This is a genomic window from Curtobacterium sp. NPDC098951 (assembly GCF_044759965.1).
Lineage (GTDB): Bacteria > Actinomycetota > Actinomycetes > Actinomycetales > Microbacteriaceae > Curtobacterium.
Map to the genome: position 1 here is coordinate 331,600 of NZ_JBIWAG010000001.1, position 16,258 is coordinate 347,857.

Here is a 16,258-nt window from a genome sequence, read left to right on the forward strand (position 1 = left end):
GCGCACCAGATGACCGGTCGGACGACGACGTCGCGTTCCGAGTTGGCCCGGTTGGGCTTCGCGGAGCTGTCGGAGAGCCTCGAACGCATCGCCGACCTGGAGGCGCGGTTCGGCCCCGACCTGCCGGTGCCGGTGAGCGCCGCCCCGGCCCTCTGGGAGTCCACGGCCGATCCGGACGGCGCGCTCCGCGCGCTCGAGCGGCTGCTCGAGCGCGCGCCGGACGAACTGCGTCCCGTCCTCGCGGACGAGGCCGCGGCCGAGCGCCTCGTCCGGCTGCTCGGCGCCTCGGTCGGGCTCGGCGAGTTCCTGCACCGGCGTCCGGCCGAGATCGACCTGCTGCTCGCCCCGGTGACGGCGCCGTGGTCGCAGGAGGCATACACCGCGTCGCTGCTCGCGGCGATCGACGGCGCCACCGGTGAGGACGCGCGGCTCCGGCTGCGCGTGCGCTACCGCCGGCACCTCGCCCAGATCGCCCTCTTCGACGTCCTGAACGCCGCGCCGACCGAGGCGTTCCCCGCCGTAGCGGCCGGGCTCGCCGACCTCGCGGGCGCCGCGCTCGAGGCCGCGGTGGACGTCGCCCGGCGCGAGGTCCCGTTCCCGGCGGCCGACGTCGCGGCGACGCCGCTCGCCGTCATCGCGATGGGCAAGGCCGGGGCGCGCGAGCTGAACTACGTCAGCGACGTCGACGTCATCTTCGTGACCGAGCCGACCCGTGACGACGAGGCCGACACCGGCGTCGGCACCGACCGGGCCGTGCTCATCGCGACCCGGCTGGCCATCGCGGCGACCCACGCGATCACCGACCTCGCGGCCGAGCCGGCGCTCTGGGAGGTCGACGCGAACCTCCGTCCGGAGGGCAAGGACGGCGCGCTCGTCCGGACGCTCGACTCGCACGTGGCGTACTACGAGCGGTGGGCGAAGGAGTGGGAGTTCCAGGCGCTGTTGAAGGCGCGGCCGATCGCCGGCTCCGTCGACCTGGGGGAGCGCTACGCCCAGGCGGTCGCCGGGTTCGTGTGGACGTCCGCGCAGCGCCCGGGGTTCGTCGAGTCCGTGCAGCGCATGCGACAGCGGGTGACGGACAACATCCCCGACGACGAGGTCGACCGGCAGCTCAAGCTCGGCCCCGGCGGGCTCCGCGACGTCGAGTTCACCGTGCAGCTCCTCCAGCTCGTGCACGGCCGCGACGACGAGACCGTGCGGGTCCGGTCCACGCTCGAGGCGATGGACGCCCTCACCGCCGCGGGCTACGTCGGTCGCCCCGAGGCCGCGCGGTTCGGCCCGGACTACGCCCTGCTCCGCCTGCTCGAGCATCGCATCCAGCTGCGCCGTCTGCAGCGCACCCACCTGATGCCCTCCGACGAGGAGGAGCTCCGCGTCCTGGCACGCTCGAGCGGCCTCGCCCGGTCGGCGTCGGCGCTCGAGACCCGGTGGCGGGCCGTGAAGCTCGAGGTCCGCGGACTGCACGAGCGCCTGTTCTACCGACCGCTGCTGTCGGCGGTGGCGGCGAGCGACGGCGACATCGTGCTGACGAGCGACCAGGCCGTCGACCGCCTCGGCGCGATCGGCTTCGCGGACCCGGCGGGCGCGCTCAGCCACATCCGCGCGCTGACCCAGGGGACGAGCCGTCGCGCCGCGATCCAGCGCAACCTCCTGCCCGTGCTCCTGCGGTGGATGGCCGAGGGGCCGGCACCCGACCGGGCGCTCCTGGCCTTCCGCCGGCTGAGCGACACCCTGGGGGAGTCGAGCTGGTTCCTCCGCATGCTCCGCGACTCGTCCGGTGCGGCGCACTCGCTCACGACGGTGCTGTCCGAGTCGGCCTTCCTGTCCGGTCTGCTCGAGCGCTTCCCCGAGGCCGTCGCCTGGCTCGACGAACCCGAGACGCTGCTGCGGCCCCGCCCGGTCGAGTCGCTGCTCGCCGAGGTCAGCGCGACGACCGCCCGGCACGGCGACGACGTCGACGGCGCCGCGGCACTGGTGCGGTCCGCCCGCCGTCGTGAGACCCTCCGCCTCGGCATGGCGGCGGTGCTCGGGCACCTCGACGTGGACGCCCTCGGGCCCGCGCTCAGCGACGTCACCGAGTCCACCCTCGCCGGCGCCCTCGTGCTGGCACGGCGGGACGCCCCGGCCGGGCTCGAGTTCGGCGTCATCGCGATGGGACGGTACGGCGGGCGCGAGCTCGGGTTCGGTTCCGACGCCGACGTGCTCTACGTCTACCGCGCGCCCGAGGACGTCCCCTCGGAGCAGGCCTCGCGGGCGGCGCAGACCATCGTGCGGGAACTCGGGCGGCTCACCGACGACGCCATCCACCCGCTCGACCTCGACATCGACCTGCGTCCAGAGGGCAAGAACGGTCCCGTGGTCCGCACGCTCGACTCCTACGGCGCCTACTACGCCCGCTGGTCGCTCACGTGGGAGGCGCAGGCGCTGCTCAGAGCCCGGGGTGCGGTGGGGGACGCGCAGCTCCTCCGTGACTTCGAGCACCTGGCCGACCGGACGCGGTACCCGGACCGCATCGACGACCAGCAGGTCCGCGAGGTCCGGCGCATCAAGGCCCGCGTCGAGTCCGAGCGGCTCCCGCGCGGTGCGGACCCGGCACGCCACCTCAAGCTCGGACGCGGTTCACTGAGCGACGTGGAGTGGTTCGTCCAGCTCCTGCAGCTCCAGCACGCGCTGACGATCCCCGGCCTCCGGACGACCTCGACGCTCGAGGCCCTCGACGCCGCACGCGACGCCGGGCTCGTGGCACCCGAGGACGCCGAGCGGCTCGGGGCAGCGTGGCGGTTCGCGTCGCGGACCCGGAGCGCGCTCGTCCTCTGGTCGGGCAAGACGACCGACGTGCTGCCCGTCGACCGTGTGCAGCTCGAGGGCATCGCCCGGCTCATGGAGTACCCGCCGGGGTCGGCGTCGGAGCTCGAGGACGACTACCTCGGGATCACCCGCCGGGCCCGTCAGGTCTTCGAGCGCGAGTTCTACGGCGCCTGACCCCGGTCGCGACACGCCCGAGGTGACGTGTTTCGCAGTGAGTTGACACGTCCTCGGAAGTGAATTCCCCGTAACGCGCAGCGTCCCCCGTTCGACATCTCCGTGTACCCCGGGGCACAGGTGGCCGCCCGTCGTTACCTCGTCGTGATCGTTCCCCGTCGGGTGTCGGGGAGGCGTGCCGGAGCCACGCGGCGACGCGCCCGGCGACCATGCTCTGAACGGGGCTTTCCTGCGGTGGTACGCCGTGCCTCCCGGAACTTGCTCGTGCTCGTGACGGCCATCCGGCACCGCTTCCGGTCCACCGGAGTGCTGTCAGCACCAGTGCGGACAGGATCTTCCCACCGCGAGGGGGACCGACGTGTACCCCGTAACACGCTCGTAACGCCCCCGGACGGGGGCCGCGTTGCGCGTGCGGTCACGGTTCTGCATCAATGGGGTCACCCGAACCGACCCTGATTCCCCGATGAAGCGGAATCTCCACCTCGAACGTTGAAGCAGGGATCGATGTTCACCTTCATTCTGCAGATCAGGCAGATGGTCGAAGGGCATCCCGAGTTCTACCTGTTCGCCGTGTACTCCGCGGTGATCTGGTTGCTCTGGTTGCTCAAGGTCGTCCTGTCCGCCCGCTACCGCCCCTTCACCGGCACCTACACCGGTACCACCAGCGTCGTCGTCCCCGTCGTGGACGAACCGCTCGACCTCTTCCGGGACGTCATCGGCCGCATGGTCGAGCAGGGTCCCGGCGAGATCATCGTCGTCATCAACGGCGCGAAGAACGAGGCCCTCGAGATGGTCTGCGACGAGTTCGCCCCGCTCGTCCGCTGGACCCACACGCCCATCCCGGGCAAGCGCAACGCCGTCAAGGTCGGAACCGAGATGTCGAACGGCGACATCACGATCCTCGTCGACTCCGACACCGTCTGGACGCCGGGCACGCTCCCCGAGCTGCTCAAGCCGTTCGCGGACGCGTCCGTCGGCGGCGTCACGACCCGGCAGCGCATCCTCGAGCCGACCCGCAGCTGGATCACCCGCTGGGCGGACTGGCTGGAGAACTCCCGCGCGCTCTACTCGATGCCCGCGCAGAGCGTGCTCGGCCAGATCGGCTGCCTGCCCGGGCGCACGATCGCCTTCCGCCGCGACATCCTCGTGCGGGTCATGGACCGCTTCATGCACGAGAAGTTCATGGGCGTCTTCCTCGAGGTGTCCGACGACCGGACCCTGACGAACCTCACGCTCAAGGAGGGGTACCGGACCGTCTACCAGTACACGTCGCTGGTCTACACGGACGCCCCGCTCCAGGTGAAGAAGCTCTTCAAGCAGCAACTCCGCTGGGCCCGTGGATCGCAGTACAACACGCTCCGGATGCTCCCGTGGATGCTCGGCCACGCGCCGATCCTCGCGGTGTTCTTCCTGACCGACATCATCCTGCCGTTCATGCTCTTCGGCGTGATCGCCGGCTGGATCTACCGCGCGTTCACCGGGCAGGGCGAGAACCTGTACCAGGGGATCCTGCAGCAGTACGGCTTCTCGACCGGCTTCGTCTACGTGGCTGCGCTCATGGTCGTCTCGTCGGTGCTCAGCATGGCGATCCGGCAGATGCGGCACCTCGCCGAGAAGCCGAGCGACTTCTTCCGGCTGCCGATGTTCATCATCGTGTCGACGTTCTTCCTCATGCCGATCCGGCTCATCGGCTTCTTCCGCCTGGCGCACGCGTCCGGCTGGGGGACCCGCGCCGGCGCCTACGCCGGTGGCCCGATGGAGGAAGACCCGGCCGACGCCGTGCAGCCGCAGGCCGTCGCCACGCAGACGCCGGTCAGCCCGGTCGACGCGGCGCGGTACCCCGACGACCAGGCAGCCGCCGACCGGGCGTTCGACGAGATCTTCGGCGCCGGGGCCAGCGCCCGTCGGACCGGGTTCGACCCGGGTGCCGACGCGACGACCAACTCCACCGCGACGGTCCTCGCCACCCGCCGGGACCGCGAGGGCGTCGCCGCACCGGCTGCCGCGCGCGCCGCCCGGTCGACGAAGGTCCGCCGGTACAACCCGTACGCCGCGATCCCGTACCTGATCGGCTTCGCGATCTTCGCCCTGGAGGCCTTCCTCATTGTCTGACCTCATCCGCTCCTCAGGTGCCTGGTGGGCCCAGTCCAGCAAGCACGCACGGCTCACCGCGGTCGGCACCACCGCCATCGTCCTCGTCCTCGGCCTCATCACCTGGAACGTCTGGGTCTCCCCGGCCGGCTCGGTGTCGACCGCGGTCCACCAGGCGCTCGGGGTGACGCCGCCGAAGAAGAAGATCTCGGCCGCGGAGCTCCAGCAGCAGCTCACGGCAGCGCAGGAGAAGATCTGGGCGCTCGAGGGCAAGCTCGACTCGTCGACGGCGCAGGCCGGGTCGCGTGCCGACCAGATCGCCTCGCTCAAGGCGCAGATCGCGTCGCTCCAGTCCGACCTCGGTTCGGCGAAGGCCGCGGGCTCCGGGTCCGGGTCGGACTCCGCCTCCGGCGGGTCCGGTTCGGGGTCCACCGGTTCCGGTGGCTCCGGGTCGGGCTCCGGTTCCGGCGGGTCCGGGTCCGGCGGCTCGGGTGGTTCCGGGTCCGGCGGCTCCGGATCCGGCGGGTCGGGCTCCGGCTCCGGCTCGGGCGGCGTGACGAACCCGAACCCCGGCCCCTCGACCGACCCGACGACGACGCCGATCAGCACGCCCACCAAGGCGGAGATCCTCGGCCAGCAGTCCCGCTGGTACGGCCTCTACACGGCGCAGTCACCCTTCAACTGGTCCGAGTACGACCAGGTCTCGAAGGAGGTCGGCAAGGCCACGAACATGGTCGGCTTCTTCCAGGGCTTCGACCAGGACTTCAACGCCAACGCGGTCCAGCGCTCGTGGGCGAACGGACGCCTGCCGATGATGACGTGGGAGTCCGTGCCGGCCAAGACGGGCAACGACCAGCCGTACGTCCCCGGGTACACGAACGAGGACATCATCTCGGGCAAGTTCGACGCCTACCTCACGCAGTACGCACAGGCGCTCAAGGCGAACGGCATGCCGCTCGTCATCCGCTTCGACCACGAGATGAACGGCCAGTGGTACAACTGGTCCGAATCGTCGAAGCAGCAGAACGCCGCCGGCTCGTACACCGCGATGTGGAAGCACGTCTGGCAGGTGTTCCAGGACAACGGCGCGAACCAGTACGCGATCTGGGACTGGTCGCCGTCGCGCATCGACAAGCTCGGCAACACGAAGTACCAGACGCTCGAGTACCTGCAGAACTACTACCCGGGTGCCGAGTACGTGGACTGGGTCGGCATGAGCGGCTACTACCGTGACGCCTCCGAGCAGCCGACGTTCGAGAACACGTTCGGGGCCACGCTCGCCCAGATCCGGCAGGTCGCACCCGACAAGAACATCGTGCTCAACGAGATCGGCGCGACCGAGACCGGTGGCAGCGTGTCCGACTCGCAGAAGTCGCGCTGGATCACCTCGCTCTTCGACGCCCTCGCGGACCCCGCGAACGACGACGTCATCGGCTTCGCGTACTTCAGCGAGACCGCGACGACCATCGTCGACGGCACCCGCACGACCAACGACTGGCGCCTCGACTCCCGATCGGACAGCCTCCAGGCCTTCGCCGACGGCATCAAGCGCACCGACATCGACTACGACCTGCAGGAGGTCAAGCAATGACCGCTCAGAAGAAGACCGCGGACTCCCGTCCCGCCCCCGTCATCAGCGTGATCGGCACCGGCTACCTCGGCGCCACCCACGCGGCCGCGATGGCCGAGATGGGCTTCGAGACCATCGGCGTGGACGTCGACCCGGCGAAGCTCGCGGCCCTGTCGGCCGGCGAGGTCCCGTTCTACGAGCCCGGCCTGCCGGAGCTCATCACGAAGCACGTCGCCAGCGGCAAGCTCCGCTTCACGGCCTCCCTGCCCGAGGCGGTGGCCGCGGCCGACGTCCACTTCGTCTGCGTCGGGACCCCGCAGCGCGCCGGATCGCACGCCGCCAACCTGACCTACGTCGAGAACGCCACGCGCGGCGTCGCCGAGCACTTGACGCACCCCGGCCTGATCGTCGGCAAGTCCACGGTCCCGGTCGGCACCGCCGAGCGGCTCCGCGGGATCGTCCGCGAGTTCACGCCGTCCGGGATCGACGCCGAGCTCATCTGGAACCCCGAGTTCCTCCGCGAGGGCAAGGCGGTCGACGACACCCTGCACCCGGACCGGCTGGTCTGGGGCGGTGCCTCGGCCGCGGCCGACGCCGTCATCCGCGAGGTCTACGCGGCACCCATCGCCGAGGGCACCCCGGTCATCACGACCGACCTCGCCACGGCGGAGCTCGTCAAGGTCAGCGCCAACGCCTTCCTCGCCACGAAGATCTCGTTCATCAACGCGATCTCGGAGATGTGCGCGATCACCGGCGCAGACGTCTCGACCCTGGCGGACGCCCTCGGGCACGACGCCCGCATCGGCCGGAAGTTCCTGAACGCCGGCCTCGGCTTCGGTGGCGGCTGCCTGCCGAAGGACATCCGCGCGCTCATGCACCGCGCGAACGAACTCGGTGCCGGTCGCGTCGTGGGCCTCATGCAGCAGGTCGACGAGATCAACATGGGCCAGCGCGAGCGCGTCATCGACATGACGATCGACGCCCTCGGCGGCTCCGTGCTGAACCGCCGGGTCGCCGTCGTCGGGGCCGCCTTCAAGCCCCTCACCGACGACGTCCGGGACTCGCCGGCGCTCAACGTCGCCGCCGCGCTGCACCTCCGCGGCGCCCAGGTGACGCTCTGGGACCCGGAGGCGATGGAGACCGCCCGCCGCTCCTTCCCGACGCTCACGTACTCGTCGTCGATGACCGGTGCGATCGAGGACGCGGACGTCGTGCTCGTCCTCACCGAGTGGGACGAGGTCATCGCCGCCGACCCGGCCGAGCTCGGCTCGATCGTCGGGCGTCGCACGGTGATCGACGCCCGCAACTGCCTCCCGGTCGCCGACTGGGTCAAGGCGGGTTGGACCGTCCGTTCCCTGGGACGGCCCACTCCGGTCACGGGTGCACCCGTGAGCGTCGCCGCGGGGACGAACGACGCGGTGGCCACCGCGCGGTAGTCGTCGGACGCGAAGCGGGGTCCGTGCCGGGGCGGCACGGGCCCCGCTCCCGTGCGCCCGGCGCCGGTGTCCCGGGGGCCGACGTGCGCCTGGGCCGGCGTTCGCCAGGCCGGCGTTCCCTGGCGTACCTGGTGGGATCGGGCGTATCCGGTCCGATCGGGCGTACCCGGTCGGATCGGGCACACCTGGCGGAATCGGGCGTACCTGGCAGTCTTTTTCGACCAGGTACGCCCGATCCCGTCCGGCATCGCGGGTGCTGTGGGAAGGAACGTACCGGGCGAGCCGCCTGGAGGCGCGGTGCCGGTCCGGCGGGCCGGCACCGCGCCTCCAGGCGGTCACGTCTCCACTCGCACGGCCGGGCCCGCCGACGAGACTCGGCCATGCGGACACCTGCGAGGTGCTGCGCCCCGCGTGACGTCCGCCCTGCCGAGTCTCGGCACAGCGGAACGCCCCCGCGCCGGAGACCGGTGCGGGGGCGTTCGTGGTGCGGTGCGTGTCAGACGCCGAAGTAGAGCTCGTACTCGAACGGGTGCGGGCGCTGGGCGAGCGGGAGGATCTCGTTCTCACGCTTGTAGTCGATCCAGGTCTGGATGAGGTCCTCGGTGAAGACGTTGCCCTTCACGAGGAACTCGTGGTCGGCCTCGAGCGCGTCGAGCGCCTCGTCGAGCGAGCCCGGGACCTGGGGGATGCCCTTGGCCTCCTCCGGGGGGAGCTCGTAGAGGTCCTTGTCGACCGGCTCGTGCGGCTCGATGCGGTTCTGGATGCCGTCGAGACCCGCCATGAGCTGCGCTGCGAACGCGAGGTACGGGTTGCCCGAGGCGTCCGGCGCGCGGAACTCGATGCGCTTGGCCTTGGGGTTCGTGCCCGTGATCGGGATGCGGATCGCGGCGGAGCGGTTGCCGGCCGAGTAGACCAGGTTGACCGGGGCCTCGAAGCCCTTCACCAGACGGTGGTACGAGTTGATCGACGGGTTGGTGAAGGCGAGCAGCGCCGGAGCGTGCTTGAGGATGCCGCCGATGTACCAGCGGGCGACGTCCGAGAGGCCGCCGTAGCCGTTCTCGTCGTAGAACAGCGGCTTGCCGTCGCTCCAGAGCGACTGGTGGGTGTGCATGCCCGAGCCGTTGTCACCGAAGAGCGGCTTCGGCATGAACGTGGCGACCTTGCCCCACTGGTCGGCCGTGTTCTTGACGATGTACTTGAACTTCAGGATGTCGTCCGCGGCGTGGACCATCGTGTCGAACTTGTAGTTGATCTCCTGCTGGCCGCCGGTGCCCACCTCGTGGTGCGAGCGCTCGAGCTCGAAGCCCGCCTCGATCAGCTTGAGGGTGATGTCGTCGCGCAGGTCCGCCGTCTTGTCGACCGGCGAGACGGGGAAGTAGCCGCCCTTGTACGGGGTCTTGTTGGCGAGGTTGCCGCCCTCTTCCTCGCGGCCGGTGTTCCACGCGCCCTCTTCGGAGTCGACCGAGTAGAACGACTTGTTCTGGGTGACCGAGTAGCGGACGTCGTCGAAGATGTAGAACTCGGCCTCGGGGGCGAAGAACGCGGTGTCCGCGATGCCCGTCGACGCGAGGTACTTCTCCGCCTTCTTGGCGACCTGGCGCGGGTCGCGACCGTAGATCTCGCCGTTCCGCGGGTTGTAGATGTCGAAGATCATGATCAGCGTGCGCTCGGCGCGGAACTGGTCGATGTACGCCGTGGTCACGTCAGGGATGAGCTGCATGTCCGACTCGTGGATCGACGCGAAGCCGCGGATCGAGGAGCCGTCGAAGAGCTGACCGACCGAGAAGAAGTCCTCGTCGACCGTGGATGCCGGGATGTTGAAGTGCTGCTGCACGCCGGGCAGGTCGGTGAAGCGGATGTCGAGGAACTTGACGTCCGTGTCCTTGATGAAGGCCAGGACCTCGGAGGAATCGCTGAACATGTGTGTCGATCTCCTGGGGGTTTGGGTGATGTGGAGGTGCCGCGGGTGCACCCTCCGACGAGGCTATTGACACAGGGTTTCCCGGACATGACTGGATTGTTTCGTGCGTGTTACGTCGACCGGTTCGCCTACGCTTGGGGCATGGCCCGCAGCACCAGTTCGTCGTCCGCGTCGTCCTCCGGGGGATCGGGGCACCCGGACGGCTGGCCGGGGAAGGACCTCGGTCTGCCCGAGGAGGGGCCGCGCAGCGTGGGGCGGATCGGCCGTCGCGTCGTGGCCCTGCTCATCGACGGTGCACTCGCGGACCTCGTGTCGTACGTGACCGGGGTGTGGTCGCCCGTGAACGGCTCCGGCGACATCGCGCACTCGTGGATCCAGATCGCGATCTTCGCGGCGCTGCAGATCCTGTTCATCTGCCTGCTGTCCGGGTCGTTCGGGCACATCTGCGTCGGGCTCCGGGTGGTGCCGATGCGCGGCGGGTACGTCGGGGTCTGGCGGCCCGTGGTGCGGACGCTGCTGCTCTGCCTGGTCGTGCCGGCGTTGATCATCGACCGCGACAGTCGCGGGGCGCACGACCGGATCGCGGGCACGGTGCTCGTCCGGCGCTGACGCGCGGGGGCGCGGTGGTGCGGGCCGGTCCGTCCGCACGGTGCGGGGCGGAGGCGCGGGGCGGCGCGCCGGCGCGCTCAGTCTGCACGGTGTTCTGTCCGCACGGTGTTCTGTCCGCACGGTGCGGGGCGCGGAGGCGCGAAGTGCGGGGGCGCGGGGCGGTCTGTCCGCACGGTGTTCTGTCCGCACGGTGCGTGGTTGTTCGGCTGGTGCGAGGTTGCTCGCTGGGTGCGGCGCTGCGGGCTCGCACGGTGCTGCCAACCTCGCACGGATTGGCGTGACCCGCACCGTGCTTTGCGCCGGACGGGGCCCGTCGGCCGGTGCCGCACGGTGCGTGGTTGTTCGGCCGGCGCGAGGTTGCCCGCTCCGCGCGGCGCTGCAGGCTCGCACGGTGCCGCCAACCGCGCACGGATTGGCGTGGCCCGCACCGTGCGCCGCGTGCGACGAAGCCCGTCGGCCGGAGCCGCACGGTGCGTGGTTGTTCGGCTGGTGCGAGGTTGCTCGCTCGGTGCGGCGCTGCAGGCTCGCACGGTGCCGCCAACCTCGCACGGATTGGCGTGACCGGCACCGTGCGCCGTCAGTCGGACCGAGCCCAGCCGAGCCGAGCCGAGCCTCGCCGCGTCCAGAGCCGACTCCACCACGCAGCCCGCACGCGGAACGCCCCCGACCTGGCACGGTCGGGGGCGTTCTCGGTGGACGGGGGAGTCGCTCAGCGCGGACGGCCGGCGCGGGCACGCATCGGGTCCATGCCCTTCGGGATCGACGCGGCGGGGCTCTGCGTGAGCGAGTCGAGCCGGTTCGCGACCGCCAGGACCTCGTTGCGGTTGAGTGCCTTCTTGAACTTGTTCATCGCACGGGGGAGCTTGTGCAGCGTGACGGCGTCGTCAGCCTTGTCGTCCGCGCCACTCGCCACGTGCACGACGTGCACGGGCACGTTCGGGACGATGCGCTGGACCTTGCGGCGCTCCTCGTCGACCTGGCGGTTGAGGTTGCCGCGCTGGCCCTCGGTGATGAGGACGACCCCCGGGGTACCCACGGCCCGGTAGACCGCGGCCTGCGAACGACCGTGCACCGCGACGGGCATCTCGCTCGAGCGCCACTGGCGACGGAGCGAGTTCGACAGGACGGCACCGACGGCGCCGGGCTGCCCCTCGATCTGCGAGTAGGCGGCGCGCTCGGCGAGCCGGCCGAGGACGATCAGGAAGAGCAGCACGCCGAGCAGGACGCCCGCGACGATCCAGAGGGTGATCGCGAGCCAGTTCTGTCCGGGCAGGAGCAGTGCGAGCAGGACGCCCAGGACCACCGGGATGACGAATGCCAGTGCGAACCACCAGACGGAGCTCGGGTCCGCCCGACGGGTCATCGTGAAGACCTGGTACATCTGCTTGAGACGACCCGGCTCCTTCGCCGCCGTACCTTGTGAACTGCTGCGTGCCATGCGACCAGGATACGGCCTGCGTCGAGTTCCGAGGACCGTCGTCGGTCCGGCTGTGGGCGAACGGGGTTCTCCACAGAACGGTGTCCCGCCCGACCGCGGGCGACCGGTCCCGACGAGGCTGTTCGACATGCAGACGATGACCGATCACGACCGGTGGTGCGCCGTGGCCGACGAGCGAGCGTTCCTGGCGTGGCTCGCGGACCGTGCGGCTGTCTCCCGAGACCGCGCGGCCCGCCACCTCGCGCCGGTCGTCGACGTCGGGCGGCTGCCGGACGGACGTCTCGCGGTGGACGTGCTCCGGCCGCCAGGGACGGTCCTCGCCGCTGCGCTCGACATCGTCGGTACCCCGACGACCGGCGTCGCCGTCACGCTGACGGTGCCGCTCCTCGAACTCGCGGTGGCCGAGCGGACCGGCGCGGTGCGCATCGGTTCGGCGGGACTCGACGACGTCCTCGTCGACGATGCCGGCGCCGTCGTGCTGTGCGATCGACCTCCTGGGTCGGACGGAGTCCGGCGATCCGACGAGCACGGTGCGCGGCTCCTGGTGCTCGCGGCTCGGCTGGTGTGGGAACGGACCGACGCACGTTCGGACGAGCGTCCTCGCATCGACGAGGCCCTGGCCGCGGCGCTCGACGGCGAATCGGCGGCGGTGATCGAGGCACTGGCCGTGGTCCGTGCCGCAGCGGCGCCGCGGCCGGTCCGCTGGGACCCGCCGGTCCACGACCTGCTCGTGGGCCTGCCCGAACGCGCGGTGTCCAGAACCGAGGCGTCGCCCTGGGCGGTGCTCGGTGAGCTCGTCGAACGCGGGGTGCCGATCGGACGTGGGCGACGACTCCCGCTCCGCCGCGCGCTCGTGGGGGTCGTGGTCGCGGCGGGCCTGACGGCCGCGGCGGTGTTCACCATCGGCTGAACCGGGCGTCCGACCGACCGAACGTCCGACCGACCAGGCATCGAACCGACCAGGCATCCGACTGCCCGGGCATCCGACCGCCCGGGCACACCAACGCCCAGAGACAGCAGACCCAGGCCCAGGCCAGGGGCACCACCAGCCGGGCACCGTCACCCAGATACACCACCACGAGCACGCCGTGCCCGGAACGGGGAACGGCCCCGATCCACGAGGGATCGGGGCCGTCCTGACGTCGACGAGCGCCGGGCTCAGTACCCGAGGTTCGGGCCGAAGTTGCCCTCCTCGAGGCGGTTCTTCACCGCGACGAGGTAGCGCGAGGCGTCCGCACCGTCGATGATCCGGTGGTCGTACGACAGCGCGAGGTAGACGAACGAACGGATCGCGATCGCCTCCTGGCCGTCGACCTTCACGACCGCCGGACGCTTCGTCACGATGCCTGTGCCGAGGATCGCCGACTGCGGCAGGAACACCACGGGGGTGTCGAACAGCGCGCCACGCGAACCGGTGTTGGTCAGCGTGAACGTGCCACCCGCGAGCTCGTCCGGCTTGAGCTGGTTGTTGCGGGTGCGCTCGGCGAGGTCGGCGATCGACTGGGAGAACTGCGCCAGGTTCAGCGACGCAGCGTCCTTGATCACCGGCGTGAGCAGGCCGCGCTCGGTGTCGACGGCGATGGAGACGTTCTCGGTCTCGGGGTAGACGATCTCCTCGCCCTCCACCGTCGAGTTGATCTTCGGGTGGGCCTTCAGCGCCTCGGACGCAGCGAGGGCGAAGAACGGCATGAAGGAGAGCTTCGAACCGGTCTTCTCGAGGAACTCGGCCTTGTGCGCGTCACGGAACTGCGCGACCTTCGTGACGTCCACCTCGACGACGCTGGTGAGCTGCGCGGTCGAGGTCATCGACTGCACGGCACGCTCGGCGACGACCTTGCGGAGGCGGGTCATCTTCTCGCGGGTGCCGCGCAGCGGCGACACCTCGGCGACGAAGGGACCGGCGGGGGCAGCAGCGGCGGAACCACCGGCGGCCGGGGCCTTGGTGGCGGCCTCAGCGGCGGCGAGCACGTCTTCCTTGCGGATGCGGCCACCGACACCGGAGCCGGTCACCGTCGAGAGGTCGACGCCCTGCTCGTTCGCGAGCTTGCGCACGAGCGGCGTGACGTAGCCGGAGGCCGAGGCGTCCTGGCTCGGGTTCGGCACCGAGGCGCTGGCGGTCGAGCCACCGGACGCGGCCGGCGCAGCGGCCGGTGCGGGGGCGGCAGCCGGAGCCGGGACCGCTGCCGGCGGGGCGGCGGCGGGCGGCGGCACCGGAGCGGCCTGGGGGACCGGGGCGGCGGCGGGCGGAGCCGACGGCGCCTGGGGCGCGGCGGGCTGCGTCTGGCCGGCGGGGGTGGGCTCGGGCTCGGTCGGCTCCGGGGCGGGGGTCTCGGACTCCTGCTCGGTGCTCGGCGCGACCTCGGGCTCTTCGTCAGCGGCGGCCTCGTTCGAGGACTCGTCCGACTCCGTGGAGCCACCGTCGGAGGAACCACCGTCGGAGGAGCCGTCACCGATCTTCACGAGCGCGGTGCCGACCTCGACGGTCTCGTCCTCCTGCACGAGGATCTCCTCCACGACGCCGGCGATCGGCGACGGGATCTCGGTGTCGACCTTGTCGGTCGAGACCTCGAGCAGCGGCTCGTCGACCTCGACCCGGTCACCGACGTTCTTCAGCCATCGGGTCACCGTGCCCTCGGTGACGCTCTCGCCGAGCGCCGGGAGGTTGACGGATTCGCTCATCGGGTGGACTCCTCTTCGCAGGGGTGGTTCGTGGTGGTTGTCATGGTGTTCACAGGGCGTGCAGCGGCTTGCCCGCGAGGTGCAGGAACGCCTCGCCGAGCGCTTCGTTCTGGGTCGGGTGCGCGTGGACGAGCGGCGCGACGTCCTCGGGGTAGGCCTCCCAGTTGACGGCGAGCTGTGCCTCGCCGATGAGCTCGCCGACCCGCGCACCGATCATGCTGACGCCGACGACCGGACCGTCGACCACGCGGACGACCTTGACCGAACCGGACGTGCCGATGATGTGGCTCTTGCCGTTGCCGGCGAGGTTGTACTCGTACGAGTCGACCTTGTCGGCACCGTACTGTTCCTCGGCCTTGGCCTGCGAGAGACCGACCGACGCGACCTCGGGGTCGGAGTAGGTGATCTTCGGGATGTTCTTGTCCTCGATGACGACCGGGTTGAGCCCGGCGATCTCCTCGGCGACGAAGATGCCCTGCTGGAAGCCACGGTGGGCCAGCTGCAGGCCCGGCACGATGTCGCCGACGGCGTACACGTTGGGGAGGTTCGTGGCGAGGCGCTCGTTCGTGGTGACGAACCCGCGGTCCATCGCGACGCCGACCTCGTCGTAGCCGACGTTCTGCGTGACGGGGCCACGGCCGACCGCGACGAGCAGGATGTCGCCGTCGAACGTCTTGCCGTCCTCGAGCGTCACGACGACGCCGTTCTCGTGCTGCTCGACGCCCTGGAACCGGACACCCAGCGAGAACTCGATGCCGCGCTTGCGGAACGCGCGCTCGAGCTGCTTCGACATCGACTCGTCCTCGGCGGGGACGAGGTGGGGGAGACCCTCGACGATGGTCACCTCGGCACCGAAGGACTTCCAGACGCTGGCGAACTCGACGCCGATGACGCCACCACCGAGGATGACGACCTTGTTCGGCACGTAGTCCATGCGCAGGGCGGTCTCGGAGGTGATCACGCGACCCCCGATCTCGAGGCCGGGGAGCGACTTCGAGTACGACCCGGTCGCGAGCACGACGTTCTTGCCGGTGATCGTCTGGTCGCCGACCTGGACGGTGTTCTGCGAGGTGAGGCGCCCCCAGCCCTCGACGACGGTGATCCCGCGCGCCTTGATGAGGCCCTGCAGGCCCTTGTACTTGGAGGTGATGATGCCCTGCTGGTACTCGATGACCTTCGGGACCTCGACGCCGGCGAACTCGGCGACGACGCCGTACTTCTCGGCGTCACGCGTCGCGTCGGCGACCTCGGCCGCGTGCAGCAGCGCCTTCGTCGGGATGCAGCCGCGGTGCAGACACGTCCCTCCGAGCTTGTCTCCCTCGATGAGCGCGACGCTCATCCCGAGCTCGGCGGCCCGGAGCGCAGCGGCGTACCCACCACTGCCGCCACCGAGGACCACGACGTCGTAAGTCTGTTCCGTCACCTGGTGCAACTCCCTCGTGCGTGTCGGGGTCGATCGGACCCCACTGGACACCGCGGCGGCGGCGTCCGACGGTCGGACCGCATGGTTCCGGTCCCGTCCCGTTGGTTCC

At 70.7% G+C, this 16,258-nt stretch carries 10 protein-coding genes; 6 read left to right on the forward strand and 4 right to left on the reverse strand.

Going from position 1 to position 16,258, the window contains the following annotated elements; genetic code table 11:
* Window positions 1–9 precede the first annotated feature (9 nt).
* The 4 genes from ACIQUC_RS01565 (at window position 10) to ACIQUC_RS01580 (ending at window position 8,079) form a co-directional block, all read left to right on the forward strand.
* Window positions 10–2,982: a bifunctional [glutamine synthetase] adenylyltransferase/[glutamine synthetase]-adenylyl-L-tyrosine phosphorylase gene (locus ACIQUC_RS01565; protein ID WP_402262462.1), complete on the forward strand. Its 2,973-nt coding sequence runs from the start codon at window positions 10–12 to the stop codon at window positions 2,980–2,982.
* A 504-nt stretch (window positions 2,983–3,486) separates the two neighbouring features.
* Window positions 3,487–5,094 carry a glycosyltransferase family 2 protein gene (locus tag ACIQUC_RS01570; RefSeq protein WP_402262464.1) on the forward strand — a complete coding sequence of 536 codons (1,608 nt, stop codon included), beginning with the start codon at window positions 3,487–3,489 and terminating at the stop codon, window positions 5,092–5,094.
* Window positions 5,087–6,664, forward strand: coding sequence for a glycosyl hydrolase (locus tag ACIQUC_RS01575; RefSeq protein ID WP_402262466.1), 1,578 nt, complete (start codon window positions 5,087–5,089; stop codon window positions 6,662–6,664). Before ACIQUC_RS01570 ends, ACIQUC_RS01575 begins: the two co-directional genes overlap by 8 nt.
* The gene (locus ACIQUC_RS01580) at window positions 6,661–8,079 is read left to right on the forward strand and encodes a UDP-glucose dehydrogenase family protein (protein WP_402262468.1); all 1,419 of its coding nucleotides are present in this window, start codon (window positions 6,661–6,663) and stop codon (window positions 8,077–8,079) included. Before ACIQUC_RS01575 ends, ACIQUC_RS01580 begins: the two co-directional genes overlap by 4 nt.
* A 496-nt stretch (window positions 8,080–8,575) precedes the next feature.
* On the opposite strand, the gene glnA is transcribed toward ACIQUC_RS01580, so the two are convergent.
* Window positions 8,576–10,000: a type I glutamate--ammonia ligase gene (gene glnA, locus ACIQUC_RS01585; protein WP_022907114.1), complete on the reverse strand. Its 1,425-nt coding sequence runs from the start codon at window positions 9,998–10,000 to the stop codon at window positions 8,576–8,578.
* A 141-nt stretch (window positions 10,001–10,141) separates the two neighbouring features.
* Between glnA and ACIQUC_RS01590 the strand changes: the two genes are divergently transcribed.
* On the forward strand, window positions 10,142–10,609 hold the full coding sequence (locus tag ACIQUC_RS01590; RefSeq protein ID WP_402262471.1) for an RDD family protein: 468 nt from the start codon (window positions 10,142–10,144) through the stop codon (window positions 10,607–10,609).
* A gap of 709 nt (window positions 10,610–11,318) precedes the next feature.
* Here the strand turns inward: ACIQUC_RS01590 and ACIQUC_RS01595 are convergent.
* Window positions 11,319–12,047 (reverse strand): DUF4191 family protein, encoded by a 729-nt coding sequence (locus ACIQUC_RS01595; protein WP_402262474.1) that lies wholly within the window; start codon window positions 12,045–12,047, stop codon window positions 11,319–11,321.
* 127 nt (window positions 12,048–12,174) lie between these two features.
* Between ACIQUC_RS01595 and ACIQUC_RS01600 the strand changes: the two genes are divergently transcribed.
* A complete protein-coding gene (locus tag ACIQUC_RS01600; protein WP_402262476.1) occupies window positions 12,175–12,957 on the forward strand; it encodes a hypothetical protein in 783 nt (260 codons plus the stop codon).
* 248 nt (window positions 12,958–13,205) lie between these two features.
* Here ACIQUC_RS01600 and sucB read toward each other — a convergent pair whose 3' ends face one another.
* Window positions 13,206–14,726, reverse strand: a complete 1,521-nt coding sequence (gene sucB / locus ACIQUC_RS01605; RefSeq protein ID WP_402262479.1) for a 2-oxoglutarate dehydrogenase, E2 component, dihydrolipoamide succinyltransferase — start codon at window positions 14,724–14,726, stop codon at window positions 13,206–13,208.
* A 49-nt stretch (window positions 14,727–14,775) separates the two neighbouring features.
* On the reverse strand, window positions 14,776–16,149 hold the full coding sequence (gene lpdA / locus ACIQUC_RS01610) for a dihydrolipoyl dehydrogenase (protein ID WP_402262482.1): 1,374 nt from the start codon (window positions 16,147–16,149) through the stop codon (window positions 14,776–14,778).
* Between the last annotated feature and the right edge of the window lie 109 nt (window positions 16,150–16,258).

Bases quoted from the DNA above. Each gene is read 5' to 3' on its own strand.
- glnA (WP_022907114.1), bottom strand. From the start codon at position 10,000: ATGTTCAGCGATTCCTCCGAGGTCCTGGCCTTCATCAAGGACACGGAC.
- ACIQUC_RS01595 (WP_402262474.1), bottom strand. From the start codon at position 12,047: ATGGCACGCAGCAGTTCACAAGGTACGGCGGCGAAGGAGCCGGGTCGT.
- sucB (WP_402262479.1), bottom strand. From the start codon at position 14,726: ATGAGCGAATCCGTCAACCTCCCGGCGCTCGGCGAGAGCGTCACCGAG.
- ACIQUC_RS01570 (WP_402262464.1), top strand. From the start codon at position 3,487: ATGTTCACCTTCATTCTGCAGATCAGGCAGATGGTCGAAGGGCATCCC.
- ACIQUC_RS01600 (WP_402262476.1), top strand. From the start codon at position 12,175: ATGCAGACGATGACCGATCACGACCGGTGGTGCGCCGTGGCCGACGAG.
- ACIQUC_RS01580 (WP_402262468.1), top strand. From the start codon at position 6,661: ATGACCGCTCAGAAGAAGACCGCGGACTCCCGTCCCGCCCCCGTCATC.
- ACIQUC_RS01565 (WP_402262462.1), top strand. From the start codon at position 10: ATGACCGGTCGGACGACGACGTCGCGTTCCGAGTTGGCCCGGTTGGGC.
- ACIQUC_RS01590 (WP_402262471.1), top strand. From the start codon at position 10,142: ATGGCCCGCAGCACCAGTTCGTCGTCCGCGTCGTCCTCCGGGGGATCG.